Source organism: Citrobacter braakii, assembly GCF_002075345.1.
GTDB lineage: Bacteria > Pseudomonadota > Gammaproteobacteria > Enterobacterales > Enterobacteriaceae > Citrobacter > Citrobacter braakii.
In genome coordinates this window covers 503566-528611 of sequence record NZ_NAEW01000003.1, presented here as the reverse complement: position 1 = coordinate 528611, position 25046 = coordinate 503566, and the positions used below count along the sequence as shown (strand labels likewise).

Below are 25046 nucleotides of genomic sequence, written 5' to 3'. Positions count from 1 at the left end.
CTCACCTGCTAAGCGTGCAATGAATAAAACCCGTCAAAAAGAGCTGACCCGCTGGTTAAAACAGCAAAGTGTAATTTCCCAACGATGGCTGAACATTTCACGCCTGTTGGGGTTCGTGAGTGGTCTGTTAATCGTCGCTCAGGCCTGGCTCATGGCCCGCATTCTGGACCATATGATCATGGCCAATATTCCCCGAGAGGCGCTGCTGCTTCCGTTCATCGTGCTGGTATTGATTTTCATCCTGCGGGCATGGGTCGTCTGGTTACGCGAACGGGTCGGGTTTCACGCAGGGCAACATATTCGCTTTGAAATTCGCCGCCAGGTGCTTGACCGTCTGCAACAGGCAGGTCCGGCCTGGATACAGGGCAAACCGGCCGGGAGCTGGGCCACGCTGATCCTGGAGCAGATTGACGATATGCATGATTACTATGCACGTTATCTGCCGCAAATGGCGCTGGCCGTATGCGTCCCATTATTGATTGTGGCGGCGGTATTCCCGTCAAACTGGGTAGCCGCCCTTATTCTGCTCGGAACAGCCCCGCTGATCCCGTTATTTATGGCAATGGTCGGAATGGGCGCTGCCGATGCTAACCGCCGCAATTTTCAGGCTCTTGCCCGCCTCAGCGGTCATTTCCTCGATCGTCTGCGGGGCATGGAAACGCTAAGAATATTTGGTCGCGGTGAAGCCGAAACGGAAAGCATACGCGCTGCGTCGCAAGATTTCCGCCAGCGCACCATGGAAGTCCTGCGCCTGGCGTTCCTGTCATCCGGTGTTCTTGAGTTCTTTACCTCTCTGTCTATTGCGCTGGTGGCGGTTTACTTCGGTTTTTCCTACCTCGGAGAGCTCGATTTCGGCCACTACGGGACGGGCGTCACGCTGGCGGCAGGCTTCCTCGCGCTCATTCTGGCACCGGAGTTTTTCCAGCCGCTGCGCGATCTGGGCACGTTTTATCACGCCAAAGCGCAAGCCGTTGGTGCAGCTGATAGTCTGAAAACCTTCATGGAAACCCCGCTGGCTCATCCAGAGCGTGGCGACATTGAGCTGGCGACGAAAGACGCCGTTTCAATTGAGGCACACGATCTGATTATCACTTCGCCGGAAGGTAAAGTGCTGGCCGGCCCGCTCAACTTTACCCTGGCAGCCGGTCAACGCGCAGTGCTGGTTGGACGCAGCGGTTCCGGTAAAAGTTCGCTGCTTAATGTCCTGTCCGGTTTCCTCTCTTATCGGGGATCGCTGCGGATTAACGGCTTTGAACTTCGCGACCTGTCACCTGATTCCTGGCGTAAACAACTGTCATGGGTCGGGCAAAATCCGCAGCTTCCTGCCGCCACGTTACGCGAAAACGTTCTGCTGGCTCGCCCCGATGCCAGCGAAGAACAGCTACAAGCCGCACTCGACAGCGCATGGGTCAGCGAGTTTTTACCGCTGCTGCCGCAGGGCGTGGATACGCCAGTAGGCGATCAGGCGGCCCGACTTTCCGTCGGGCAAGCGCAGCGCGTTGCCGTTGCTCGTGCCTTACTCAATCCTTGTCAGTTACTGCTGCTGGACGAACCCGCCGCCAGCCTTGATGCGCACAGCGAACAACGCGTGATGCAGGCGTTGAACGCGGCATCTCGCCGCCAGACCACGCTGATGGTGACGCACCAGTTGGAAGATCTTGCCGACTGGAACGCTATCTGGGTGATGCAGGATGGACAGATCGTTGAACAAGGTACCTGGACCGAACTTAGCTCAGCCAACGGGGCTTTTGCGACATTACTGGCTCATCGTCAGGAGGACATCTAAATGCGCGCTTTGCTACCTTATCTGACGCTGTATAAACGTCACAAATGGATGTTAACGCTGGGGATCGTTCTGGCGATCGTCACGCTGCTGGCAAGTATTGGTTTGCTGACGCTTTCAGGGTGGTTCCTGTCGGCTTCTGCAGTGGTTGGCGTTACCGGAATTTACAGCTTTAACTATATGCTCCCTGCCGCAGGCGTACGCGGCGCAGCGATCACCCGCACCGCGGGGCGTTATTTCGAACGACTGGTCAGCCATGACGCAACGTTCCGTGTGCTGCAGCATTTGCGTATTTATACCTTCAGCAAACTACTGCCGCTCTCTCCTGCGGGCCTGTCCCGTTATGGACAGGGTGAATTACTTAACCGCGTGGTGGCTGATGTCGACACGCTCGATCATCTGTACTTGCGCGTGATCTCCCCGCTGGTGGGGGCTTTTGTCGTCATCATGGTGGTCACGCTGGGGCTAAGCGTTCTCGATTTCACGCTGGCTATCACCCTCGGCGGTATTATGCTGCTGACCTTATTTATTCTGCCCCCACTCTTTTATCAGGCAGGCAAAAGCACCGGACAAAGTCTGACGCATCTGCGTGGGCAATATCGTCAGCAGTTAACCTCCTGGCTACAGGGCCAGGCTGAATTGACCATTTTTGGCGCCAGTGAACGCTACCGCGCTCAAATGGAAGCCACCGAGCTGCAATGGCACGAAGCCCAGAGACGCCAGTCTGAATTAACAGCGTTGTCGCAGGCGGTCATGCTGTTAGTCGGCGCGCTGGCAGTGATTATGATGCTATGGATGGCCTCAGGCGGCGTGGGCGGTAACACCCAGCCAGGCGCACTGATCGCGCTGTTTGTCTTCTGTGCACTAGCCGCGTTCGAAGCGTTAGCGCCTGTCACCGGCGCATTTCAGCATCTCGGCCAGGTTATTGCCTCTGCGCTGCGCATCACCGAACTGACCGAACAGCAGCCAGAAGTGACCTTCCCGGATGCGGGTTCCTCGGTTTCAGAGCAGGTAACCCTTACGCTACGCGATGTATCATTCAGCTATCCAGGACAGGCGCAAAAGGCACTCGATACACTTTCCCTGCAAGCCAACCCCGGTGAACACATTGCGATTCTCGGTCGCACCGGCTGTGGTAAGTCAACGTTATTGCAATTGCTAACCCGCGCATGGGATCCGCAGAGTGGCGAGATCCTGATTAACGAACAGCCGATTGCGACCCTTAGTGAAGCCACGCTGCGCCAGAGTATCAGCGTCGTGCCACAGCGCGTGCATCTGTTCAGCGCTACGCTTCGCGATAACCTGTTACTGGCGGCACCGCACACCGGCGATGACGCATTAGCCGCGATGTTGCGCCGCGTCGGTCTGGACAAACTGCTTGAGGATGATGGACTCAACGCATGGCTGGGCGAAGGCGGTCGTCAGCTTTCTGGCGGCGAGCTCCGTCGTCTGGCTATCGCCCGCGCCTTATTGCACGATGCTCCGCTGATGCTGCTGGATGAACCCACCGAAGGGTTGGATGCCACAACGGAAAGTCAAATGCTTGAATTAATTAGCGATGTCATGCGCAACAAAACCGTATTAATGGTTACACATCGTCTGCGTGGGCTGTCACGTTTTGATCAAATAATAGTAATGGACAACGGACAAATTATTGAGCAAGGTAATCACGCAGATCTGTTAGCCAGGCAGGGGCGTTATTACCAGTTTAAGCAACGTCTGTAAGCTATTATTGAACGATCAAACTCGCGTAGTGGAGTTTCGCTGTCATGCGCCTGGTGCAACTGTCCCGCCATTCCATAGCCTTCCCGTCACCGGAAGGCGCTTTACGCGAGCCTAACGGTTTGTTGGCGCTTGGCGGCGATCTCAGCCCTGCCCGCCTGCTGATGGCCTATCAGCGCGGTATTTTCCCATGGTTTTCACCTGGCGACCCTATCCTTTGGTGGTCGCCCGATCCGCGCGCCATTCTTTGGCCCGAGAAATTTCACCTCAGCCGCAGCATGAAACGCTTTCATAAAATTTCGCCTTATCGCGTGACGCTCAATTACGCGTTTGGTCAGGTGATTGAAGGCTGCGCGAATGACCGGGAAGAAGGCACCTGGATAACGCATGATGTAGTGGATGCTTACCATCGGCTGCACGAACTGGGGCATGCCCACTCAATTGAGGTGTGGCGACAAAATGAATTAGTGGGCGGTATGTATGGCGTGGCGCAAGGTACGCTGTTTTGTGGCGAATCGATGTTCAGCCGTCAGGAAAATGCGTCGAAAACCGCACTGCTTGTTTTTTGCGCTGAATTTATCCGTCAGGGCGGAAAATTAATCGACTGCCAGGTATTAAATAGCCACACAGCCTCGCTGGGCGCCGTCGAAACACCGCGTCGGGAGTACCTTGAGCACCTGAGCAGACTGCGCCAGCAGCGGCTACCGAGCCATTTCTGGATTCCCAGGACGTTATTTTCACCTCAGGAGTGAATGTTTTCGGCACATTTTTTGTCGGGGTGTTATAATTGTCGCGCAGAGTTGGTTTAGCCCATTACCCCGCCGCCGTTAAGGAACAGTTCGCGTCAGGCAACGCCTATCGTTTATCTCCTCGTTCCCTTACACGTTGCGCTTTAAGTGCGGCTTTGCCGTGTGTGGATAGAGTAATGCGCCAAACCCGATTTGCTGTGTTTTAAACGCACAAATCTTTACTTATTAAAAGAACTTCGGCATTATCTTGCCGGTTCAAATTACGGTAGTGATACCCCAGAGGATTAGATGGCCAAAGAAGACAATATTGAAATGCAGGGTACCGTTCTCGATACGTTACCTAATACCATGTTCCGCGTAGAGTTAGAAAACGGTCACGTGGTTACTGCACACATCTCCGGTAAAATGCGTAAAAACTATATCCGCATCCTGACGGGCGACAAAGTGACTGTTGAGCTGACCCCGTACGACCTGAGCAAAGGCCGCATTGTCTTCCGTAGTCGCTGATTGTTTTTAACGCCCGAATGGCGTCCAGATAATAAAAGGTCGGTTTAACCGGCCTTTTTTGTGGGCTAAAGCCTGGTATTTAATCCTCAATCATCCGCGCATATTCTTCCGTTAAGAAATCCACTAATGCGCGCACTGACGGTAATAATCCCCTGCGTGATGGAAAGACTGCGTGGATAATTTCTCGCTTAGGTTCCCAACCGTCGAGCAACGCCACCAACTCACCCGCAGCTAATTGATCTTTTACCATCAACTGTGGAAGTTGAACAACACCTACGCCGGCGACTGCGGCTTCGCGTAACGCCAGCATATCGGTGGTGATCATACGCGGCGTGAAATGCACCTCCGCCCGGGCGCCCTGCGGGCCGAATAACTCCCAACGATGCACATGTTTACCAGAGGCCAGACTCAAACCTGGCCAACGGGTCAGCTCTGCCGGAGAGTGTAGCGCCCCCATCTGCTCAATTAACTGCGGGCTGGCATACAAGCGATGTCCTCTGTCCGCCAGGACGCGCATCACCAGGTCGCTATCCTCAAATGGCCGAGGTCTGACGCGAATCGCCACATCCAGACCTTCTCCAACGACGTCAACACGACGGTTAGTGGCCTCCAGTTGTACTGATACGTCAGGATAACGTGCCATAAAACGGGCAAGCATTGGCCCGATATGCACATGCAGCAATGTGACAGGACAAGTCAGCTTCACAACGCCACGCGGTTCAACCTGTAACGCGGCAATGGCATCCTGCGCCGCCTGCGCCTCTACCAGCATCGCCTTACAGTGTTCGTAAAAGGTTTGCCCGACTTCAGTCACGTTAAATTGCCGGGTGGTTCGCTGAATCAGTCGTACCCCTAGTCTCTCTTCGAGTTGCGCTATTCGTCGGCTCAGTTTTGATTTAGGTTCATCAAGCGCCCGACCCGCCGCCGCGAATCCCCCTTCCTCTACAACATGCACAAACCATGCAAAATCATTGAGATCCGGCCTTGTCATTTCATTGTCCTATTTTTGAGACAGTGAGAGCTATTTTAGCTACTACCCAGCTCGCTGTCATGAATATAAGCTTATTCACATCAAAACAACGCCACTGAGGAGACACATATGAAACAAGTAACAGGCGTCTACACCGCACCTCGCCCACACTGGGTTGGCGATGGATTTCCGGTTCGCTCGATGTTCTCTTACCAGTCTCATGCTGAGCAATTAAGCCCGTTCCTGCTGCTTGATTACGCGGGTCCGCATACGTTCACGCCGGGTAACGAAAAACGCGGCGTAGGTGAACACCCTCACCGCGGTTTTGAGACGGTGACTATCGTTTACAGCGGCGAAGTTGAACACCGTGATTCAACCGGTCGCGGCGGCATTATCGGCCCTGGCGATGTGCAGTGGATGACCGCTGGTGCAGGAATATTACACGAAGAGTTCCACTCCCCGGAATTTACCCGTCAGGGCGGTGAACTGGAAATGGTGCAACTGTGGGTCAATCTGCCGGCAAAAGACAAAATGGCCGTACCGGGTTATCAGGGCATCAGCAGCGATGTTATTCCCACCGTCGCCTTGCCCGATGATGCAGGCAGCGTTCGCGTGATTGCGGGCAGCTATCAGGATACGAAAGGCCCGGCACACACCTTTTCACCGCTGAACGTCTGGGATATGCGCCTGCAACGTAATCATCCGCTGACGTTGTCCCAGTCTGAAGGGTGGAGCACCGCTCTGGTGGTATTAAAAGGGAATATCACCGTAAACGGCACCACGCCTGCCAGCGAAGCACAACTGGTAGTGCTAAGCCAGCAGGGAAAAACGCTACACATTGAAGCCACCAGCGACGCCAGCGTGCTGCTGCTGTCTGGCGAACCGTTGAATGAGCCGATTGTAGGTTACGGTCCGTTTGTGATGAATACGAAACAAGAAATCGCTGAAGCCGTCCGCGATTTTAACTCCGGCCGCTTTGGCCAAATCTGAATCGAAGGAGAAGAATATGTCCAGTCCTGCAAACTTTAATGGTTCACGTCCGGTCATCGATGTGAATGATTCCGTCATGCTGCTTATCGATCATCAGAGTGGGCTGTTCCAGACCGTCGGCGATATGCCAATGCCGGAACTGCGTGCGCGTGCCGCCGCGCTGGCTAAAATCGCAACCCTGGCGAAGATGCCGGTAATTACCACGGCATCGGTACCGCAGGGGCCTAACGGCCCGTTGATCCCAGAGATCCATGCCAATGCGCCACATGCTCAATACGTAGCACGTAAAGGCGAAATCAACGCCTGGGATAACGAAGACTTCGTGAAAGCGGTCAAAGCAACGGGTCGTAAGACGCTGATTATCGCCGGTACGATCACCAGCGTGTGCATGGCTTTCCCGGCCATCAGCGCGGTTGCAGAGGGCTACAAGGTCTTCGCAGTGATCGACGCTTCCGGTACTTACAGCAAAATGGCGCAGGAAATCACCCTGGCACGTGTTGTTCAGGCTGGCGTGATACCGATGGATACCGCCGCCGTCGCTTCTGAAATTCAGGGGACATGGAACCGTGAAGACGCCGCTGAATGGGCGGAAGTGTATACCAAAATCTTCCCGGCTTATCAGTTGCTGATCGAGAGCTATAGCAAGGCCCAGGAAGTCATGACCAACGGCGAAAAACTGGACTCGCAGCGCTAATCATATTCTCCGCGCCTGTCCGGGCGGAGGAATATGTACATTGCGTAACCAAACGAGAGTTAACACGTAAATTCTGCTTGACCGTTTTAGCGCAACTCCCTATAGTAGCGCCCCGTTGCCCCCCAAGCGGTCAGGCAGCAATACAATATGGTGAGGTGTCCGAGTGGCTGAAGGAGCACGCCTGGAAAGTGTGTATACGGCAACGTATCGGGGGTTCGAATCCCCCCCTCACCGCCATATTTGAGAAAGAGCTCGTACGCAAGTACGGGCTTTTTTTTTTCGCATGTTGCATTTGCCTGATAAGCGTAGCGCCATCAGGCATGTCGGTTATTGTCGGCTGAGCAGAGTTAACACTTCGTAATGCGCGGTATGTGGGAACATATCGAAAAGTTGGACGCGTTCAATGCGATACCCAGGCAACTCGCGGATATCCTTTGCCATGGTTTGTGCATTACAGCTGGAGTAAACGATAAAACGCGGCGCCATGCGGGAAAGAAAATCGCACAGAGGCTTCCCAATCCCCCGACGAGGCGGATTCACCAGCACCAGGTCCGGCACTTCTCCCTGCGCGGTAGCAAACTGGGTTGAATCCAGCGCCTGAAAATGCAGATTCTGCAACCCAAGCTCCTGCGCCGACTGTTTCGCACAGGTAATGGCCTCTAGCGCAATTTCAATACCCGTCAGTTTCATCTGCGGCGTGGCGCAGTGCAAACCAAAACCCCCGACGCCGCAAAACAGATCCCACATGTGATTAACCGGAAGCTGACGCACCCAGTCGCGCGCCGTGGCATATAAATGCCCAGCCACCACGGGGTTGGTCTGGAAGAAGCTCTGTGGGCGTATCCACAATGGCACATCGTTAAAGCGTTCAGCCAGCGCCTGTTGTTCCGTCAGGTAGATTTCGCTCTCCCCTTCCATAATCGCCATATGCACAGGTTGAATATTGGCGGTGATCACTTTTAACTGCGGAAGCTGGGCCTGTAACCATGGCAGCGCCGTACGCAGTTGTGCCAGTTTCGCATCGGAGCGCAGAACAAAACGCAGCATCATACCGCCATCAAACCGGCTTTCCGTTAACAGCAGATATTTCAGCTCCCCGCGTTTGCGCGCCACGTTATAGGGCGTCAACCCCGCACGGGCGATAAACGGTTTTAGTGCGGCAAACACCGGCGCAAAAGACTCAGGATAGAGCGGACACTCGCACAAATCCTCCGGCGTACCGTCACGATGCAACATCCCCAGCAGCGGTTTTTCCACGCTGCCGCTGACCACCATTTTGGCTTTATTACGAAAAGCGCTCTCCGGGCCGCTGACCGGCGCGCACCATTCTCCGACCGGATAAGCGGCCAGCAGATTCTGCAGATCGGCTGTTTTGGCGAAGAGTTGATCGGCGACAGGCTGCGTTATCCACTGACAAGAGCGGCAGCGTTCGGCGTCATAAAGTGCGCACTGCATACAAAAACCTAAAAATTAACAGGGGGCGAAGATTATACACGTTATTGCAAGCGGAAGAACCGCCTGCTGGACGCAGGAACAAACAGCAGTAGCAACACCAGCATATCCGGTAATTTTTGCATTACCAGCGTATGCAGGATTTCACGTCTGGACTCTCCCGCAATACTGAACAGTTCCGGATATCCATAGCCCAATGAGGCCGCCCACAGATAGACGCTGGCGATAATCTGGGTCAGTAGATAGACCCAGCGTGCCCAGTTCCGACCTTTAACCAGCGAAAATGCGCAGTAAATTTCGATAAACAGCAGCACCAGGCTACCCAGAAATACCAGCGTCAAATTCCAGGTCTGGACGCTGCGATGAATAAACTCGCTGGTTCCGCGAAACCCGAGCGTATTAAAAATCATCAACAGATCGAGACAGCGGATCATGATAATAGCCAGCGCCGCCACCTGCACTAAAGTAGGGACGTTTAAACGGGCATGTGATGTGGATGATTTCTTAAAAAATCCCAACGCGTCGTCTTCCATGAAAACGGCGCAGCCACCGCAGCTGCGCCGTATAGACAGGTTGGCAGATTTTAGTTTTTTCAGCCGCGTCTTGCACGTTGGATATCGCGAATCCGTTGTTTTTCTGTTCGCGCCATCAGATACCACGCGATAAATCCGATAATTCCTACCACGCCAAGTATCAACGTCGCCAGCGCGTTGATCTCCGGATTGACCCCCATACGTACGCTGGAGAACACCAGCATGGGTAACGTTGTGGCGCCAGGACCAGAGACAAAACTGGCAATGACCAGGTCATCGAGCGACAGCGTAAAGGCCAGTAACCACCCTGAGATCACCGCCGGCATAATCATCGGCAGCGTGATGACGAAAAAGACCTTCAGCGGCGTGGCGCCAAGATCCATCGCCGCTTCCTCAATGGAGTGATCCAGTTCGCGTAAACGCGAGGAAATCACTACCGCCACGTACGCTGTACAGAATGTGACGTGCGCCAGCCAGATGGTCAACATACCGCGATCCGCTGGCCAGCCGATGGCGTGCGCCAAAGCCACAAACAGCAGCAGCAGCGACAAACCGGTAATGACATCCGGCATCACCAGCGGTGCGGTGATCATAAAGGCGAAACCATTTGATCCACGAAAACGACCAAAGCGCACCATCACCACGGCGGCGATGGTACCGAGAATTGCCGCCATCGTCGCAGCGCAGGCGGCAATCGTTAAGCTCATGCTGACGGCGCTTATCATCGCGCTATCGTGGAAAAGCTCACCATACCAACGCGTTGACCACCCCGCCCAGACCGTCACCAGCTTTGAGCTGTTAAACGAGTAGATAACCAACATCAGCATCGGCGCGTACAGGAAGGTAAAACCCAGTACCAGGATAAAAATACGCCACGGTGAGCGAACGACCGGTAAGTTATTCATCCGTGTTCCCCCACGCTTTTTTGCTGATATTTATGGAACCACATGATCGGCACAATCAGTAACAGCAGCATAATAATGGCGACGGCAGAAGCCACCGGCCAGTCACGGTTATTGAAAAACTCCTGCCAAAGCACACGCCCAATCATGATGCTGTCCGGGCCGCCCAGCAGTTCCGGGATCACAAACTCCCCAACCGCCGGGATAAACACCAGCATTGACCCGGCAATAATCCCGCCCTTGGTCAACGGCACGATCACGCTAAAGAAGGTTTTCAACGGTCGGGCGCCTAAATCCAGTGCAGCTTCCACCAGCGAGTAATCAATACGCGTCAGCGCGGTATAAATCGGCAGCACCATAAAGGGCAAATAGGCGTAAACAATACCGATATAGACCGCCAGATTGGTGTGCAGAATCGTCAACGGTTGGTCGATAACGCCCAGCCACATCAGAACGTTGTTCAGGACACCGTTATTTTTCAGGATCCCCATCCAGGCGTATACGCGAATCAAAAATGACGTCCAGGACGGCAGGATCACCAGCAGCAACAGAATATTGCGTGTCGAGGGTTTGCTGTGCGCGACCGCCCATGCCAGCGGATATCCCAATAGCAGGCAACAGACAGTCGAAATCCCCGCTACCTGCAAAGATTGCAGATACGCATCAAAATAGAGCGGATCGTCCGTCAGTTGCAGGAAATTGCCTAAATTGAGGGTGATGGATAACTGATCGTCAGCCCATGAAATGAGGTCGGTATACGGCGGAATAGCCCGCGCCATTTCAGCCAAACTGATTTTGAAGACGATCAGAAACGGCAGCAGAAACAGGAGCATCAGCCACACATACGGCAGCGCGATGACCAGCTTGCGCCCGTGCTTCATTTGCAGCCGCGACATAAACAACGTGAAACGCCCCACGTTATCCACGCGCGCCGGAGGTTCAAGTGTACTCATCTTCGCTCCTTAAACCGTCAACACCACACAGCTGTCCGCATCCCAACATAAACGGACTTCGTCACCCCAGGTGGGTAATCCCTTGCGATAACGATGTTCATTTTGTAGCTGAGCGCTCAGCATCTGGCCGCTTTTCAAACGTACGTGGTACACCGACAAATCCCCCAGATAGGCAATATGCACCACTTCGCCTACCGCGAAGTTATATCCCTCTGGCGGAGGGGCTTCGCAGAGCATGATTTTTTCCGGGCGCAGCGCAACATACACCGGGACGTTATCGACAACGGAAGCGTCTGCGTCCACTTTCAGCGGATGTACCAGTCCTGGAGACTCAATAACCAGACCATCTTCCTGACGTTCTTTCAGCAGCCCCTCAAAGACGTTAACCGAACCGATAAATTCTGCACTGTAACGCGTAGTCGGATGCTCGTAGATCTCTTCAGGCTCGCCGATCTGGACAAATTTTCCACGGTTCATGATCGCAATGCGGCCCGCCATCGTCATGGCTTCTTCCTGATCGTGCGTCACCATAACGCAGGTCACGCCGACACGTTCAAGGATATCCACCACTTCCAGTTGCATGCGGTCACGGAGCTTTTTATCCAGCGCCCCCATCGGCTCATCCAGCAGCAGCAGCTTCGGGCGTTTCGCCAGGCTACGCGCCAACGCCACGCGCTGACGCTGACCGCCAGAAAGCTGATGCGGCTTACGTTTGGCGAACTCCTGCATATGCACGAGTCCCAGCATCTCACTCACCCGGCTGGCGATTTCAGTCTTCGGCAGCTTGTCCTGCTTGAGGCCAAAGGCAATATTCTGCTCTACCGTCATGTGCGGAAACAGTGCATAGGACTGAAACATCATATTAATCGGACGCAGATAAGGCGGGACATGCGCTAAATCGACGCCATCAAGCATAATTTGCCCGGTTGTTGGCTGTTCAAATCCCGCCAGCATCCGCAACAGGGTCGATTTACCGCAGCCGGACGCACCGAGCAGAGCAAATATTTCGCCTTTGTAGATAGTAAGATTGACGTCATCAACGGCGTGCTGACCGTCAAAGGACTTGGTCAGGTTGCGAATTTCAAGCAGCGGGGTCAGCGCCTTGCGGATTTTCGCTTGTGGGCGTGGGGTTGCATCATTCAATTAGGCGCTCTCCGGCATAAAACAAAGAAACGGTGCAAATAACGCACCACAGTGGTGCGTATTGCCGGGTTATATGTGTCCGGGATCAACACTGCCCGGCAGGCGTAAATCCTGCCGGGTCACGTCCCGTACATCGGGTTATTTCCCGCTTTTTACCTTCGTCCAGGCGCGAGTACGTACACGGTCGATCTTCGGATCCTGTACTTTCAGCGTGAACAGCTTGGCGCGGACATCGGCAGGCGGGTAAATGCCCGGGTTGTCGCGAACGTCCTGGCTGACCAGTGCTGTCGCTTCTTTGTTGGCATTGGCATAGAACACGTGGTCAGAAATATGCGCAATTACATCAGGGCGCAGCAGGTAGTTGAGGAACTGATAGGCTTCGTCTTTGTTTTTCGCATCGGCTGGCATCGCGAACACATCAAAGAAGGCCATCGCACCTTCCTTAGGAATTGAGAAGGAAATATTGACGCCATTTTTCGCTTCTTTCGCCCGGTTTGCCGCCTGCCATACATCCCCGGCCCAGCCAATCGCCACGCAGGTATCACCGTTTGCCAGGTCGTTAATGTACTGCGAGGAGTGGAAGTAGCGAATATTCGGGCGCAGTTTCAACAGCAGATCGGTTGCCGGTCCGGTGTAATCATCCGCTTTGGTACTGTTTGGATCTTTACCCAAATAATTCAGCACGGTGGCAAACACTTCTTCGGGCGCGTCGAGGAAAGAGACGCCGCAGCTTTTGAGTTTTTCCAGATTTTCTGGCTTGAGGATCAGATCCCAGCTATTAACCGGCGCATCCGGCCCCAGTACCGCTTTCACTTTATCCACGTTATAGCCAATACCGGTTGTTGCCCACATATACGGCATCGCAAACTTGTTGTCCGGATCGTGTTTACCCACCAGCTTCAGCAATTCAGGATCGAGTTTTTTCCAGCCAGGCAATTTGCTCTTATCCAGCGGTTGGAAGACGCCCGCGGTCAGTTGACGCTCAAGGAAACTGGCGGATGGAACGACAAGGTCAAAGCCGGTACTGCCAGCCATGAGCTTACCTTCCAGCACTTCATTGGAATCAAATACGTCATAAATAACTTTAATTCCGGTCTCTTTTTCAAAATTAGCCACCGTATCTGGGGCAATATAATCAGACCAGTTATAAATATGCAGCGTTTTTTGTTCAGCAGCGAGCGTGCCAGCAGAGATGGCCATCAGAGCACCCGCAACCAGGCCTGGTAACCATCGTTTATTTAAGGCGGTCATAATCTCTTTCCTTCTGAAAGTTCGTTAACAAACGAACAAAAATGTCACACTCTAATGATATGCAAGAAACGTGCATATTCTTTCAAGCGGCACCCATGAAAAGAGAGGCCTCTCCTCACGCCGCTATTGCGCGCTGTTATCCGCCCATGCATTCAATATGCATTGTGGCCACAGGTCAGGCCACAAGGGGCTGTTTGAATGATGACGTTGATAAGCTTCGCAAGAATAACTTTAGCCAGGATTTGTGGATATAGCCCAGATTAAAAAACGTCTTTTATCAATTTTTTATGCATGAATTGTCTATGACATACAGCGGAAGTCGCTGAATGAAGGTGAATAATTCTTTAATGAACGGTTAAATGCAGAATAAAAACAGGCAATACGCAACCGCTTTGGCAGCGGCTGCGCAATATATGTCCAGATTCAGGAAGAATTAATGGAGGAAATGAACTTCGGCGTTGCTGTTTTGCGCATCTTCTTCAGCGTTAAATAACAGCTGATGCGCACCGGCCTCGAGGATCACCATCGATATTTGCTCTTCACTCTGGCGAACAAAATATTCGAACTGCTCAAACGTCACGCCCGGGATAACGGATAAAGACTGGCAGACCACCAGCTTTGGCAGATTATCATCCTGCATATCCAGAAAGGCTTTCACCGTCAGTGAACTGGCGTTAATCGCAGACAGATCAGCGGCCAGCGGCAGTAGTGCAGAAGGTCTGACTTCTGCCATCGCGGAAAACAGAATGACGTTATCGACCAAATCAACTTTTGCATCAAAGATGCCGTCAAAATTCTGCATGTGCGGCAAATGCAGCGCCTGACAGGTATCGCATTCAAAAAAACTCATGCCCAGGTCGTCGAGCCATTGACGCAACGTATCCAGAGTGGGAACGACCAGTGATGTCATAATAATGTGCGACCTCTATTGATGAAAAAAATACCGGCACAGCTTACGCAAAAAGAGCGTGTCATACTACGATCGCAATCGATATTGTGCTTAGCCGCCGATTTTAAGGCAAAATTCAGGCGTAGCGTGACGCTCAATCCACTGGATCATCTTGCCGGCAATGTCTATTCCGGTAGTTTTCTCCACCCCTTCCAGGCCAGGAGAAGCGTTGACCTCCATGACCAGCGGCCCACGTTCAGCACGCAGAATATCAACGCCAGCAACGTCCAGACCCATTGTCTGAGCGGCTTTGAGCGCAATTTCCCTTTCCCGCGGCGTGATATTCGCAATAGTGGCAACCCCACCGCGATGGAGATTAGAACGAAAATCACCTTCTTTGGCCCGGCGCTCAATGGCGGCCACCACCTCGTCACCGACCACGAAACAGCGAATATCTCGCCCTTTCGCTTCTTTGATATATTCCTGAACCAGTATATGGGCATTCAACCCACGAAAGGCATCCACCACGCTTTCTGCGGCCTGCCGCGTTTCCGCCAGTACCACGCCGATCCCCTGCGTACCTTCAACCAGTTTTACCACCAGCGGCGCGCCGCCAACCATGTCAATCATGTCGCTGGTATCGTCCGGAGAGTGAGCAATCCCGGTGATGGGTAAATCGATTCCCTGACGCGCCAGCAACTGCAGCGAACGCAGCTTATCGCGCGCACGCGTAATCGCTACCGACTCATTCAGCGGATAGCTACCCAGCATCTCAAACTGGCGCAACGCCGCAGTACCGTAAAAGGTAATCGCTGAACCAATCCTTGGGATCACTGCATCGAAATGAGGAAGCTGGCGGCCCTTGTAATGAATAGAGGACGCCGCCGGGCTGATGTTCATATAGCAAGAAAGGGGATCGATAATTTCAACCAGGTGACCACGCTGCATCGCCGCTTCACGCAGGCGCTTACAAGAATAGAGCGTTCCGTCCCGGGACAAAATGGCAATTTTCACCCTGCACCTCTCTGAATGACCTGGTAAAAGCTGGCGTATCATACACTGCGTTAAAATCTTTAGCGCGTAGCCCATCCCTGTTTATGCAAATATTCCAGGATAAAGGGACGACTTTCTTTAATGATGGTACGGCGAATATGGTCGCTCCAGGTGTCACGGCGCGTATTGCTCCCGCGGGTCAGATAGTACTGCGCGAGCTGCTCATCATATTGCGACAAAACGTCTTTGTTGAGTGGCTGATACTGATTTTCGTGCACCACAAGCGACGCTGGCAGTCGCGGCTTGATATCCGGGTTATCAGCAGGCCAGCCGAGGCATAGCCCAAACAACGGCAGAACATGTTGCGGAAGCTTCAGCAGTTCAGTGACCGGCTCAATATTATTTCGCAGACCGCCAATAAACACGCCGCCAAGCCCCAAAGACTCTGCCGCCGTCAGCGCATTTTGCGCCATCATCGCGGTATCAACAACGCCCAGTAGCAGCTGTTCCGCCAGCCCGAGTTGCGCGTCAGGGCAAATCTGCAAATGGCGATTAAAGTCAGCGCAAAACACCCAGAACTCGGCAGCCTGCGCCACATGTTTTTGTCCGCCGGATAAAGTAGCCAGTGATTCACGCAGGGCGTTATCCGTTATGCGAACGATGGTTGTGCATTGTAAAAAACTGGAGCTTGAGGTCCCCTGAGCGGCGGCAATAATCGCCTCCCGCTGCGCATCCGAAATGGCATCATCGGTGAAATGGCGAATGGAACGGTGGCTACGAAGTAAATCAATGGTTGGCGTCATCTCTTTTTTCTCTGTCTGAACGTGAAGAATCACCGGGGGTTCGTGACATCAGCTGCGGCGCAACCAGTTGAGCAATACGCCACGTTAATACCACCGCGGCGGGAAGCATCAGCAGCACACCCAGAAATATCATCACCACGCAGGCTAACGGACTGCCAAGCGGTGCGGGTAAAGTGAGGTAATCGTTAAGCGATAGCAGCGCCAGCGATAACAAAACCATCCCGATTATTTCCAGCATCAATACGCTTTTGGGTAATGCACCAATTGCGCGCATAAGCGGCCTCCCGGCGAAATGGCTTTCATTATAAAACGTTCCGGCTTGTCGTGTTTAACAGTTATAGCTTGAGGATATCAAAGCAACAGGCTGAACCTGCTTTTCATCTGTCACAAATCGCGGCATCATAACAAGTATTGCCATCCGGCCTGATAAGTTCGAGGAGAGAGAGATGTTTGCCGTTATTTTTGGTCGTCCAGGGTGCCCGTATTGCGTGCGCGCAAAAGAATTAGCAGAAAAATTAAGCAATGAGCATGACGATTTTAACTTCCGCTACATTGATATCCATGCCGAAGGTATTACGAAAGCCGATCTGGAAAAGACGGTAGGTAAGCCAGTTGAAACCGTTCCGCAGATTTTTGTTGATCAAAAACACATCGGCGGCTGCACGGATTTTGAAGCGTGGGCAAAAGAGAACATGAATCTGTTCGCCTGATCGCCGTTTCTACGCCCTCCGCTGGAGGGCGTCTTCAGTTCTTTTTCCGTCGATGATGCTGATTGAACAAGTTGCTGATAAACAAAAAACACAATGCGCCAAGCGCGCACCAAAACACCGCACTAAACAACCACGCCAGCTCTTGCCACAATGAACGCGTCGGCATAAAAACGAACCGCATCAGTAACAGACAGCACGGCGCCGCCAACATGGCACCAAGAAGGGGTTTGAGCACCTCCCGACGATGGGAGAAAAAGCTTGCTGCAGCACCAGGCAGGATAAAAAACAACAATCCGACCTCAGGATGCCCTGCCGCTCTGAATGCCCCTTTCACGTTCAGCGTTAATGAAAGACACACCACAATAAAGAGCACAAAGCAGCAGACCGCACCCGCCCAACTTTGCTTATGTTTCAATTGTTCCTCCTGACACATTCTCTATCGAACACTCTTTTCGCCCGCAGGCGTCCAGTCAGATAAAGTAACCAGGCATTCCATGCCAAAAACACACTCACACGATTCTTATAGCCGTTGATACGTAATGAGATTAAACTAACCGCATATATTGTTATGCTGCATTATTTGGGGCTGTGTACGAAGCTGTCGCCCCTTAATTTCTGGCAAAAACATTAGCGTAAATTGCCATTTCTTTCAATAGCTTACTAGTAAACAAGAAGTTAGTCTCCGTGAATATAAACGTCGCAGATTTGTTAAATGGGAATTACATCCTGTTATTATTTGTGGTCCTGGCACTGGGCCTGTGTCTGGGTAAATTACGTCTGGGTTCAGTCCAACTCGGTAATTCCATTGGCGTTTTAGTGGTGTCCCTATTATTAGGTCAACAGCACTTTAGTATTAACACCGATGCATTAAATCTCGGCTTTATGCTGTTTATTTTTTGTGTCGGCGTCGAAGCCGGTCCCAACTTTTTTTCGATTTTTTTTCGCGATGGGAAAAATTATCTAATGCTTGCTCTGGTGATGGTCGGCAGCGCCATGCTGATCGCCCTGGGGCTGGGTAAGCTATTTGGCTGGGACATCGGCCTGACGGCAGGTATGCTGGCCGGCTCGATGACCTCAACGCCGGTGCTGGTCGGCGCGGGTGACACCTTGCGCCATTCCGGAATGTCGGGGACATCGCTTTCAACCGCCCTCGATAACCTGAGTCTCGGTTATGCGCTCACCTATTTGATTGGTTTGGTCAGTCTGATTGTTGGCGCGCGCTACCTGCCGAAACTTCAGCATCAGGATCTGCAAACCAGCGCCCAACAAATCGCACGTGAACGAGGTCTGGACACTGATGCCAACCGTAAGGTTTATCTGCCGGTAATTCGTGCCTATCGCGTTGGCCCGGAACTGGTGGCATGGGCCGATGGCAAAAATCTGCGCGAGCTGGGTATCTATCGCCAGACCGGTTGTTACATTGAACGCATCCGTCGCAACGGCATCCTGGCCAACCCGGATGGCGACGCGGTACTGCAAATGGGCGATGAGATAGCCCTGGTGGGTTATCCTGATGCACATGCCCGCCTCGATCCCAGCTTCCGTAATGGTAAAGAGGTGTTCGATCGCGATCTGCTCGATATGCGCATCGTCACTGAAGAGATTGTGGTGAAAAACCACAATGCCGTTGGCCGCCGCCTGGCCCAGTTGAAACTGACCGATCACGGCTGTTTTCTCAACCGCGTGATCCGTAGCCAGATTGAAATGCCTATCGATGATAACGTCGTGCTTAATAAAGGCGACGTGCTGCAGGTCAGTGGGGATGCTCGCCGCGTCAAAACCATTGCCGATCGTATCGGCTTCATTTCCATTCACAGTCAGGTGACCGATCTGCTGGCCTTCTGCGCCTTCTTTATCATCGGTCTGATGATCGGGATGATCACCTTCCAGTTCAGTAATTTCAGCTTCGGCATCGGGAACGCGGCTGGACTGCTATTCGCCGGGATAATGTTGGGCTTCCTGCGTGCCAACCATCCAACGTTTGGCTATATCCCACAGGGGGCGCTGAACATGGTCAAAGAGTTTGGCCTGATGGTATTTATGGCAGGCGTCGGTTTAAGCGCGGGCAGCGGCATTGGCAATGGCCTTGGCGCCGTGGGTGGTCAAATGCTGATTGCCGGCCTGGTTGTCAGCCTGGTGCCGGTTGTCATCTGTTTCTTATTCGGTGCTTACGTATTGCGCATGAACCGCGCCCTGCTTTTTGGCGCCATGATGGGCGCGCGTACCTGCGCTCCGGCAATGGAAATCATCAGCGATACGGCACGCAGCAACATCCCCGCATTAGGCTATGCCGGGACCTACGCAATTGCCAACGTACTGCTGACATTAGCGGGGACACTCATCGTCATTGTCTGGCCTGGGCTTGGTTAGCGCTGAAATTTACTCTTAAACGAAAATTTTTTGCAGGTAAGCAGAACTTTTCTTCAAGACGTCAGTCATAACTATTGCCACTGCTTTTCTTTGATGTCCCCAATTTGTGGAGCCCATCAACCCCGCCGTTTTGGTTCAAGGTTGATGGGTTTTTTGTTGCCTGAATTTTGCGTTCGCTGACTCCCTCCCCCGAAACTCTCTCACATTTGCAGCATGCCGGTTATGACGCATACTTTTAGTCAGAGCTAAAGGTAATAGGTGGTTGCTATGTTACTCGCAGGCAAAGTCGCGGTAATTTTCGGTGGCAGCGGCGCTATAGGCAGTGCAGTTGCGCATGCTATGGCGCGTGAAGGCGCTCATGTGTATCTGGGCGCGCGCAGTCAGGAAAAGCTGGATTGGGCGGCCAGTAGCATTCGAACCGCGGGCGGTGCCGTCGAAACCTTTGTCACCGATGTCCTCGACGAATACGGTACCTCAAAACAAGTTACTCACCTTGCGCAGCAAACCGGTGGAATAGATGTGGTGGTTAACGCAACCGGCTTTATGCATGAACAGGGCAAACGCATCGAGGCATTATCCCTTTCTGAGTTTATGAGCGGTATCACCCCTTTCCTCTCGGCGCAGTTCAATATCGCAAAAGCCGTAACACCACACATGGGCGGCAATCGTGCTGGCGTCATTCTCACCGTTGTTGCGCCCGCGGCCCCGATGGCGATGCCTGGACATCTGGGACACATCGTTGGCTGTGCGGGAACAGAGGCCTTTATTAAAGCGCTTGCCAGCGAACTGGGGCCGGCGAATATTCGGGTCGTCGGCGTGCGCTCGCATGCGATTGTGGATGCCGTTCAGGCCGGTTCCTATACCGGGGAAATTTTTACTGCTAAAGCGCAGTCAATGGGTATTACCGTCGCACAATGGTTAGCTGGTGCGGCGCAAAGTACCATGCTTGGGCGCCTACCTACGCTTGCACAAATCGCTGAGGTAATGACCTTTCTGGCTTCAGACCATGCCGGAGCAATCACCGCAACGGTGGTGAATATAACCGGCGGCGCTACGCACAGCTGACCGTCGCGGGCAACCCCGCAATACGCTCCACCATCAGCAAGATATCTTCTCGCCGCAGTGGTTTTTTGTCCGTGACAAAATGCAGCGTCATCCCTTCAATAAACGCATCCAGCGCCCGCGCCGTAACCGGAGCAAACCACTGCTCCAGCGTTTGTTGGCTGCGTAACATCCAGTTTTGCATCACCGTTTTTAGTGCCGGTTTACGGCTGGCGAAGGCATACAGCTGATACATGAGTTCCATGTTATCGGGTGTCGTGACCTGGGAGCTGTAAATCATATCGGTAATCGCATGGCAAGCCTGCGACGCATCCGCAACGTCGGCAAAAAAAGCCTGATACTGCAGCATCATCCTGTCAGTAAAACGCTCAAACGCCTCCATTAAAAGCTCATCAATTCCCGAAAAGTAATAGGTCATAGAACCCAAGGGCACCTGAGCAATTGTCGCAATCTTCCGATGTGTAACCGCATGAATACCATGGGCTATTACCGCATCCAGAGTCGCCTGAACTATTTTTTCCCGCCGCTGCGGATCGTTCGCACGTCGCACTGCATTACCTCTTCTTGCATTTGTGTACAAATGTACACAACCTTGCTAAGGTTGTCTTCTTTCCTCTTTTCTTCGGCTCGAATTCATGACTGGCATCTCATCACGCAAAGCCTTAAGACGTCGCACCTGGGCACTGTTCACGTTCTTCTTTTTACCAGGATTATTAATGGCCTCCTGGGCAACGCGTACCCCTGCCATCAGAGATATCCTCTCCATCTCAACCGCCGAAATGGGCGCGGTGCTGTTTGGACTCTCAATTGGTTCGATGAGTGGCATTCTTTGTTCGGCCTGGCTGGTGAAACGATTTGGCACGCGTAAAGTGATCCGCACCACCATGTCTTGCGCAGTCCTCGGAATGGCAATCCTCAGCGTGGCGCTCTGGCTGCATTCCGCATGGCTTTTCGCATTTGGTCTGGGCGTGTTCGGCGCTAGCTTTGGCGCAGCAGAAGTTGCCATCAACGTCGAAGGTGCGGCTGTTGAGCGCGAAATGAATAAAACCGTACTGCCGATGATGCACGGTTTTTACAGCCTGGGAACGCTGGCGGGTGCCGGAGTCGGGATGATGCTTACCGCCTTCAGCGTACCGGCGACCGCGCATATCTTGCTGGCGGCGATGGTGGCTATCACCCCTATCTTCATCGCCATCAAAGCCATTCCTGACGGCACGGGTAAAAATGCCGCTGACGGGTCTCACTCCGGCGAAAAAGGACTGCCTTTTTATCGCGATATTCAGTTATTGCTGATTGGCGTCGTGGTGCTCGCAATGGCATTTGCTGAAGGTTCCGCCAACGACTGGCTTCCGCTGCTGATGGTGGACGGACATGGATTTAGCCCGACATCAGGCTCGCTGATTTATGCCGGATTTACGCTGGGTATGACCGTTGGACGATTTACTGGCGGCTGGTTCATCGACCGCTACAGCCGCGTCGCGGTAGTACGCGCCAGTGCGCTAATGGGTGCTCTTGGGATTAGCCTGATTATTTTTGTCGACAGCACTTGGGTGGCGGGTGTTTCCGTTATTCTGTGGGGACTCGGCGCATCACTGGGCTTCCCACTGACCATTTCGGCTGCCAGCGACACCGGCCCCGATGCGCCAACCCGCGTCAGCGTTGTCGCCACTACCGGCTATCTGGCATTCCTGGTTGGACCACCGCTGCTGGGCTACCTGGGTGAACACTACGGCCTGCGTAGCGCTATGCTGGTGGTGCTGGCGCTGGTGCTTGTCGCCGCCATCGTCGCGAAAGCGGTGGCAAAACCGGATCTCAAAAACACCACTGTGATGGAGAACAGCTAATGCGTATCAAACTGATTGCAGTCGACATGGACGGCACATTTTTAAGCGACCAAAAAACCTATAATCGTGAGCGCTTTATGGCGCAATACCGCCAGATGAAAGAACAAGGGATCCGCTTTGTGGTCGCCAGCGGCAACCAATATTACCAGCTCATCTCCTTTTTCCCTGAACTGGCCAGTGAAATCTCATTTGTCGCCGAAAACGGCGGATGGGTGGTCAGTGAAGGGGAAGATGTCTTTAACGGTGAGCTGGCAAAAGACGATTTCCAGGCCATCGTGGAACATCTGCTGACCCGTACGGACATCGACATTATCGCCTGCGGTAAAAATAGCGCCTATACCCTGAAGCGGTACAGCGATGAGCATAAGACTGTCTCCGCCATGTATTATCATCGTCTTGAATTTGTGGATAATTTTGACAACCTCAACGACATTTTCTTCAAGTTCGGGCTAAATATTTCAGACGATCGTATCCCCCAGGTGCAGGCTGACCTCCATGAGGCGATTGGCGACATTATGGTGCCGGTACATACCGGCTACGGCAGCATCGATTTAATTATACCCGGAGTGCATAAGGCAAACGGTCTGCGTCTGCTGCAACAACGCTGGAATATTACCGACGATGAGGTTGTTGTGTTTGGCGATGGCGGCAATGATATTGAGATGCTGCGTCAGGCAGGATTTAGTTTTGCAATGGCGAACGCCCATGAGCCGGTTATCCAGGCGGCAAAATATCGCGCAGGGTCGAACAACGAAGAGGGCGTGCTGGATATTATCGACCGCGTGTTAAAGAATGAAGCACCGTTTACGCAATAACGCCTCAGCACAGACGGCAACAAAATGATGGCATGATCTATTCATAATCCGCCTCAAATTAACCCGCTGGATTATTACCTCCAGTGAATATTCAGACGAGCGGATTATGAAGAAAAGTGTACTGATAGCGACATTGTTGCTGGGTTTTGCGGGGACAACATTTGCGCAAAGCGTTACCGTTGATGTACCAAGCGGTTATAAGGTGGTGGTAGTGCCCTCTTCCGTCAGCGTTCCGCAGGCGGTCAGCGTCACCACCGCGCCACAAACGGTGTATGTTGCTCCGGCGCCTGCCCCGGCCCCAGTCTATCGCGCACATCCTTATGCGCGACATGTTGCAAGCGTCGGTGAAGGAATGATCATCGAACACCAGATTGACGATCACCACTAAGTTTTTGCCTGGCCCGGGCAACCGGGCTTTAACCTTCCCGTGAATCCCCTACCCGTTTATCTTTCAGGAAGATAACCATCAGAATCACCCACAGTACGCCGCTTGCCAGATTGAACAGGCTGAACAAGCCGTTTCCTCCGAGCAGATAAGCGTGTTTACTCAGCTCAATACCGACGGTAAAAATCAGCATCTGCAACATACCCATGGCGGCAGAAACCGTGCCCTTACTCATTTCACTGGCAAACAGCGTCAGACGTACCAGTCCCGCATTCGCCACGCCAATACCAAACGCATAGATGCTTAAACCCGCTGTCATCCATAGATACGCATGGGATGACACCACCGTGGCCGCAGCGGCAATCACCAGCCCGACGGCGATTGGCCAGCCGCCCATGATAATCAGCGAACGTACGGTTTTTCGCGAGGTCAGGCGCGCCAGTACCAGGTTACCGGCAATCAACGCGCCAAAAATCGGCACCTGCAACAGGCCATATTCGTAGCTGCTGAGATGTTCACCGCTGATGATAATAATCGGGGACTGCGCAATCCACGCCAGTAACGGCAGGCTGACAAAACCCAATGCCAGCGCGCCTGCAACAAAGCGCACGTTCCTCAGCACCAGCTTATAATCTTTGCCCAGCTCTTTAATCGACAGCTTTTCACCAAGCCGGGTTGCCGTCTCCGGCATCGCGCGTTGCAGACCAAAAAAAGAGATGGCGGCCAGGGCGGCAAACAGGATAAACATCCCTTCCCACGGCAGAACATGTACCCAGGCTGCACCGACCAACGGCCCCAGCAGGGGCGCAATCAACGCTACGTTTGCCATCAGCGCGGTAATTTTTATGCACACCGCTTCTTCAAAGGATTCCTGAATTGCGGCGTAACCCACCGCGCCAATAAAGCACAGGCTTATCCCTTGTAAAAAACGCAGGAAGGTAAATTGCTCAATATTCTGCGCAAGCAGGGTTGCAAGGCAGGTCACAATGAACCAGAGCACGCCGGTTAACATCACCGGGCGACGTCCAATTCGATCCGACAGCGGTCCTAATAACCACTGCAAAAACATGCCGCCAGCCAGATAGGCGGTCATGGATGTGGGCACCCAATCTAATCCGGCATTATATTGCTCCACCACCGCCAACATTCCGGGCTGGATCATATCGTTGCCGATATAAGTAGAGAATTCGTAAAGCACCAGACAGAGAGGGAAAAGTAATGCCTGACGCCCCAAACGGGCGCCTGAAGATAAACGGTTCTGCATGCAGTCTCTTAACTATAGAAAAATCGCGCAAAGTGTAATAAATGCGCCGTACTGGTGATAGTGAATTATGTGATTTGAAAGCAAATTGCGCACATTTTTACACTCATTTGCTCAGGAACATTTTGCGTTAAGGTTAATTTAAGTTGAGACCGCTATCATGTTCAATAAGTCTCATTAATTGTCTGAAAAATAGTCATTTAACAGACAAATAAGACAAGACCGCTTTTTATCCCGTGAAAGCAATTTTATGCTCTCCCCTCTT

At 52.9% G+C, this 25046-nt stretch carries 26 protein-coding genes and 1 tRNA gene; 13 read left to right on the top strand and 14 right to left on the bottom strand.

The window, feature by feature from the left end; all coding sequences use genetic code 11:
- Positions 1-19 precede the first annotated feature (19 nt).
- The 4 genes from cydD to infA all read left to right on the top strand — a co-directional run bounded on the left by cydD (position 20) and on the right by infA (position 4761).
- Positions 20-1786, top strand: coding sequence for a heme ABC transporter permease/ATP-binding protein CydD (gene cydD, locus BZK42_RS09735; RefSeq protein ID WP_080859055.1), 1767 nt, complete (start codon positions 20-22; stop codon positions 1784-1786).
- A complete protein-coding gene (cydC, locus tag BZK42_RS09730) occupies positions 1787-3508 on the top strand; it encodes a heme ABC transporter ATP-binding protein/permease CydC (RefSeq protein ID WP_080859054.1) in 1722 nt (573 codons plus the stop codon). It abuts the gene before it with no gap.
- Between the two features lie 44 nt (positions 3509-3552).
- Positions 3553-4257, top strand: coding sequence for a leucyl/phenylalanyl-tRNA--protein transferase (aat, locus tag BZK42_RS09725; protein ID WP_080859053.1), 705 nt, complete (start codon positions 3553-3555; stop codon positions 4255-4257).
- 285 nt (positions 4258-4542) lie between these two features.
- The gene (gene infA / locus BZK42_RS09715) at positions 4543-4761 is read left to right on the top strand and encodes a translation initiation factor IF-1 (protein WP_002211347.1); all 219 of its coding nucleotides are present in this window, start codon (positions 4543-4545) and stop codon (positions 4759-4761) included.
- Between the two features lie 79 nt (positions 4762-4840).
- On the opposite strand, the gene BZK42_RS09710 is transcribed toward infA, so the two are convergent.
- Entirely contained in the window at positions 4841-5752 is a 912-nt protein-coding gene (locus BZK42_RS09710) for a LysR family transcriptional regulator (RefSeq protein WP_016152423.1), read from the bottom strand.
- Between the two features lie 108 nt (positions 5753-5860).
- Here BZK42_RS09710 and BZK42_RS09705 point away from each other — a divergent pair, with 108 nt between their 5' ends.
- From BZK42_RS09705 to BZK42_RS09695, 3 genes are all read left to right on the top strand, one after another.
- Positions 5861-6721, top strand: a complete 861-nt coding sequence (locus BZK42_RS09705) for a pirin family protein (protein ID WP_016156102.1) — start codon at positions 5861-5863, stop codon at positions 6719-6721.
- 16 nt (positions 6722-6737) lie between these two features.
- Positions 6738-7415, top strand: a complete 678-nt coding sequence (locus BZK42_RS09700) for an isochorismatase family protein (RefSeq protein ID WP_080859052.1) — start codon at positions 6738-6740, stop codon at positions 7413-7415.
- 149 nt (positions 7416-7564) lie between these two features.
- Positions 7565-7652: transfer RNA gene (locus BZK42_RS09695), tRNA-Ser, on the top strand.
- A gap of 90 nt (positions 7653-7742) precedes the next feature.
- Here the strand turns inward: BZK42_RS09695 and rlmC are convergent.
- The 10 genes from rlmC to BZK42_RS09645 form a co-directional block, all read right to left on the bottom strand.
- Entirely contained in the window at positions 7743-8870 is a 1128-nt protein-coding gene (gene rlmC / locus BZK42_RS09690) for a 23S rRNA (uracil(747)-C(5))-methyltransferase RlmC (protein WP_080859051.1), read from the bottom strand.
- A gap of 41 nt (positions 8871-8911) precedes the next feature.
- The gene (locus BZK42_RS09685) at positions 8912-9400 is read right to left on the bottom strand and encodes a YbjO family protein (protein WP_016152418.1); all 489 of its coding nucleotides are present in this window, start codon (positions 9398-9400) and stop codon (positions 8912-8914) included.
- A gap of 59 nt (positions 9401-9459) precedes the next feature.
- Positions 9460-10305 carry a putrescine ABC transporter permease PotI gene (gene potI, locus BZK42_RS09680; protein WP_080859050.1) on the bottom strand — a complete coding sequence of 282 codons (846 nt, stop codon included), beginning with the start codon at positions 10303-10305 and terminating at the stop codon, positions 9460-9462.
- Positions 10302-11255 (bottom strand): putrescine ABC transporter permease PotH, encoded by a 954-nt coding sequence (potH, locus tag BZK42_RS09675; protein WP_016152416.1) that lies wholly within the window; start codon positions 11253-11255, stop codon positions 10302-10304. Before potH ends, potI begins: the two co-directional genes overlap by 4 nt.
- A gap of 9 nt (positions 11256-11264) precedes the next feature.
- Positions 11265-12398, bottom strand: a complete 1134-nt coding sequence (gene potG, locus BZK42_RS09670) for a putrescine ABC transporter ATP-binding subunit PotG (protein ID WP_049040678.1) — start codon at positions 12396-12398, stop codon at positions 11265-11267.
- Positions 12399-12536: 138 nt separating this feature from the next.
- Positions 12537-13649, bottom strand: a complete 1113-nt coding sequence (gene potF / locus BZK42_RS09665; RefSeq protein WP_080859049.1) for a spermidine/putrescine ABC transporter substrate-binding protein PotF — start codon at positions 13647-13649, stop codon at positions 12537-12539.
- 433 nt (positions 13650-14082) lie between these two features.
- A complete protein-coding gene (locus BZK42_RS09660; protein ID WP_016152413.1) occupies positions 14083-14559 on the bottom strand; it encodes a type III secretion system chaperone family protein in 477 nt (158 codons plus the stop codon).
- A 90-nt stretch (positions 14560-14649) separates the two neighbouring features.
- The gene (rimK, locus tag BZK42_RS09655) at positions 14650-15552 is read right to left on the bottom strand and encodes a 30S ribosomal protein S6--L-glutamate ligase (protein WP_016152412.1); all 903 of its coding nucleotides are present in this window, start codon (positions 15550-15552) and stop codon (positions 14650-14652) included.
- Between the two features lie 59 nt (positions 15553-15611).
- Complete coding sequence (gene nfsA / locus BZK42_RS09650; protein WP_016156098.1) at positions 15612-16334, bottom strand: nitroreductase NfsA; 723 nt, start codon at positions 16332-16334, stop codon at positions 15612-15614.
- Complete coding sequence (locus BZK42_RS09645) at positions 16318-16608, bottom strand: YbjC family protein (RefSeq protein ID WP_019076379.1); 291 nt, start codon at positions 16606-16608, stop codon at positions 16318-16320. The genes nfsA and BZK42_RS09645 overlap by 17 nt, the downstream gene beginning before the upstream one ends.
- Positions 16609-16780: 172 nt before the next feature.
- Here BZK42_RS09645 and BZK42_RS09640 point away from each other — a divergent pair, with 172 nt between their 5' ends.
- Complete coding sequence (locus BZK42_RS09640; protein WP_016152408.1) at positions 16781-17044, top strand: GrxA family glutaredoxin; 264 nt, start codon at positions 16781-16783, stop codon at positions 17042-17044.
- Positions 17045-17078: 34 nt separating this feature from the next.
- Here BZK42_RS09640 and BZK42_RS09635 read toward each other — a convergent pair whose 3' ends face one another.
- Positions 17079-17459: an inner membrane protein YbjM gene (locus BZK42_RS09635; protein ID WP_016152407.1), complete on the bottom strand. Its 381-nt coding sequence runs from the start codon at positions 17457-17459 to the stop codon at positions 17079-17081.
- A 269-nt stretch (positions 17460-17728) separates the two neighbouring features.
- On the opposite strand from BZK42_RS09635, the gene BZK42_RS09630 reads away from it, so the two are divergent.
- Together BZK42_RS09630 and BZK42_RS09625 are read left to right on the top strand one after the other, a co-directional pair.
- Positions 17729-19414 (top strand): aspartate:alanine antiporter, encoded by a 1686-nt coding sequence (locus BZK42_RS09630; protein WP_016152406.1) that lies wholly within the window; start codon positions 17729-17731, stop codon positions 19412-19414.
- Between the two features lie 267 nt (positions 19415-19681).
- Positions 19682-20479: an SDR family NAD(P)-dependent oxidoreductase gene (locus BZK42_RS09625; protein ID WP_080859048.1), complete on the top strand. Its 798-nt coding sequence runs from the start codon at positions 19682-19684 to the stop codon at positions 20477-20479.
- On the opposite strand, the gene BZK42_RS09620 is transcribed toward BZK42_RS09625, so the two are convergent.
- Entirely contained in the window at positions 20466-21026 is a 561-nt protein-coding gene (locus tag BZK42_RS09620; RefSeq protein WP_049040682.1) for a TetR/AcrR family transcriptional regulator, read from the bottom strand. The genes BZK42_RS09625 and BZK42_RS09620 overlap by 14 nt on opposite strands.
- Before the next feature lie 85 nt (positions 21027-21111).
- On the opposite strand from BZK42_RS09620, the gene BZK42_RS09615 reads away from it, so the two are divergent.
- The 3 genes from BZK42_RS09615 (at position 21112) to BZK42_RS09605 (ending at position 23523) form a co-directional block, all read left to right on the top strand.
- Positions 21112-22320: an MFS transporter gene (locus BZK42_RS09615; protein ID WP_029139467.1), complete on the top strand. Its 1209-nt coding sequence runs from the start codon at positions 21112-21114 to the stop codon at positions 22318-22320.
- On the top strand, positions 22320-23135 hold the full coding sequence (locus BZK42_RS09610) for a Cof-type HAD-IIB family hydrolase (RefSeq protein WP_016156094.1): 816 nt from the start codon (positions 22320-22322) through the stop codon (positions 23133-23135). Before BZK42_RS09615 ends, BZK42_RS09610 begins: the two co-directional genes overlap by 1 nt.
- Before the next feature lie 106 nt (positions 23136-23241).
- Positions 23242-23523 carry a hypothetical protein gene (locus BZK42_RS09605; RefSeq protein WP_019076373.1) on the top strand — a complete coding sequence of 94 codons (282 nt, stop codon included), beginning with the start codon at positions 23242-23244 and terminating at the stop codon, positions 23521-23523.
- A gap of 28 nt (positions 23524-23551) precedes the next feature.
- On the opposite strand, the gene BZK42_RS09600 is transcribed toward BZK42_RS09605, so the two are convergent.
- On the bottom strand, positions 23552-24784 hold the full coding sequence (locus BZK42_RS09600) for an MFS transporter (protein WP_047501216.1): 1233 nt from the start codon (positions 24782-24784) through the stop codon (positions 23552-23554).
- Positions 24785-25046: the final 262 nt, after the last annotated feature.

Excerpts from the sequence above, each read along its gene's own strand:
- cydD (WP_080859055.1), top strand. The coding sequence starts at position 20 with ATGAATAAAACCCGTCAAAAAGAGCTGACCCGCTGGTTAAAACAGCAA.
- cydC (WP_080859054.1), top strand. The coding sequence starts at position 1,787 with ATGCGCGCTTTGCTACCTTATCTGACGCTGTATAAACGTCACAAATGG.
- aat (WP_080859053.1), top strand. The coding sequence starts at position 3,553 with ATGCGCCTGGTGCAACTGTCCCGCCATTCCATAGCCTTCCCGTCACCG.
- infA (WP_002211347.1), top strand. The coding sequence starts at position 4,543 with ATGGCCAAAGAAGACAATATTGAAATGCAGGGTACCGTTCTCGATACG.
- BZK42_RS09710 (WP_016152423.1), bottom strand. The coding sequence starts at position 5,752 with ATGACAAGGCCGGATCTCAATGATTTTGCATGGTTTGTGCATGTTGTA.
- BZK42_RS09705 (WP_016156102.1), top strand. The coding sequence starts at position 5,861 with ATGAAACAAGTAACAGGCGTCTACACCGCACCTCGCCCACACTGGGTT.
- BZK42_RS09700 (WP_080859052.1), top strand. The coding sequence starts at position 6,738 with ATGTCCAGTCCTGCAAACTTTAATGGTTCACGTCCGGTCATCGATGTG.
- rlmC (WP_080859051.1), bottom strand. The coding sequence starts at position 8,870 with ATGCAGTGCGCACTTTATGACGCCGAACGCTGCCGCTCTTGTCAGTGG.
- BZK42_RS09685 (WP_016152418.1), bottom strand. The coding sequence starts at position 9,400 with ATGGAAGACGACGCGTTGGGATTTTTTAAGAAATCATCCACATCACAT.
- potI (WP_080859050.1), bottom strand. The coding sequence starts at position 10,305 with ATGAATAACTTACCGGTCGTTCGCTCACCGTGGCGTATTTTTATCCTG.
- potH (WP_016152416.1), bottom strand. The coding sequence starts at position 11,255 with ATGAGTACACTTGAACCTCCGGCGCGCGTGGATAACGTGGGGCGTTTC.
- potF (WP_080859049.1), bottom strand. The coding sequence starts at position 13,649 with ATGACCGCCTTAAATAAACGATGGTTACCAGGCCTGGTTGCGGGTGCT.
- BZK42_RS09660 (WP_016152413.1), bottom strand. The coding sequence starts at position 14,559 with ATGACATCACTGGTCGTTCCCACTCTGGATACGTTGCGTCAATGGCTC.
- nfsA (WP_016156098.1), bottom strand. The coding sequence starts at position 16,334 with ATGACGCCAACCATTGATTTACTTCGTAGCCACCGTTCCATTCGCCAT.
- BZK42_RS09645 (WP_019076379.1), bottom strand. The coding sequence starts at position 16,608 with ATGCGCGCAATTGGTGCATTACCCAAAAGCGTATTGATGCTGGAAATA.
- BZK42_RS09640 (WP_016152408.1), top strand. The coding sequence starts at position 16,781 with ATGTTTGCCGTTATTTTTGGTCGTCCAGGGTGCCCGTATTGCGTGCGC.
- BZK42_RS09625 (WP_080859048.1), top strand. The coding sequence starts at position 19,682 with ATGTTACTCGCAGGCAAAGTCGCGGTAATTTTCGGTGGCAGCGGCGCT.
- BZK42_RS09615 (WP_029139467.1), top strand. The coding sequence starts at position 21,112 with ATGACTGGCATCTCATCACGCAAAGCCTTAAGACGTCGCACCTGGGCA.
- BZK42_RS09610 (WP_016156094.1), top strand. The coding sequence starts at position 22,320 with ATGCGTATCAAACTGATTGCAGTCGACATGGACGGCACATTTTTAAGC.
- BZK42_RS09605 (WP_019076373.1), top strand. The coding sequence starts at position 23,242 with ATGAAGAAAAGTGTACTGATAGCGACATTGTTGCTGGGTTTTGCGGGG.
- BZK42_RS09600 (WP_047501216.1), bottom strand. The coding sequence starts at position 24,784 with ATGCAGAACCGTTTATCTTCAGGCGCCCGTTTGGGGCGTCAGGCATTA.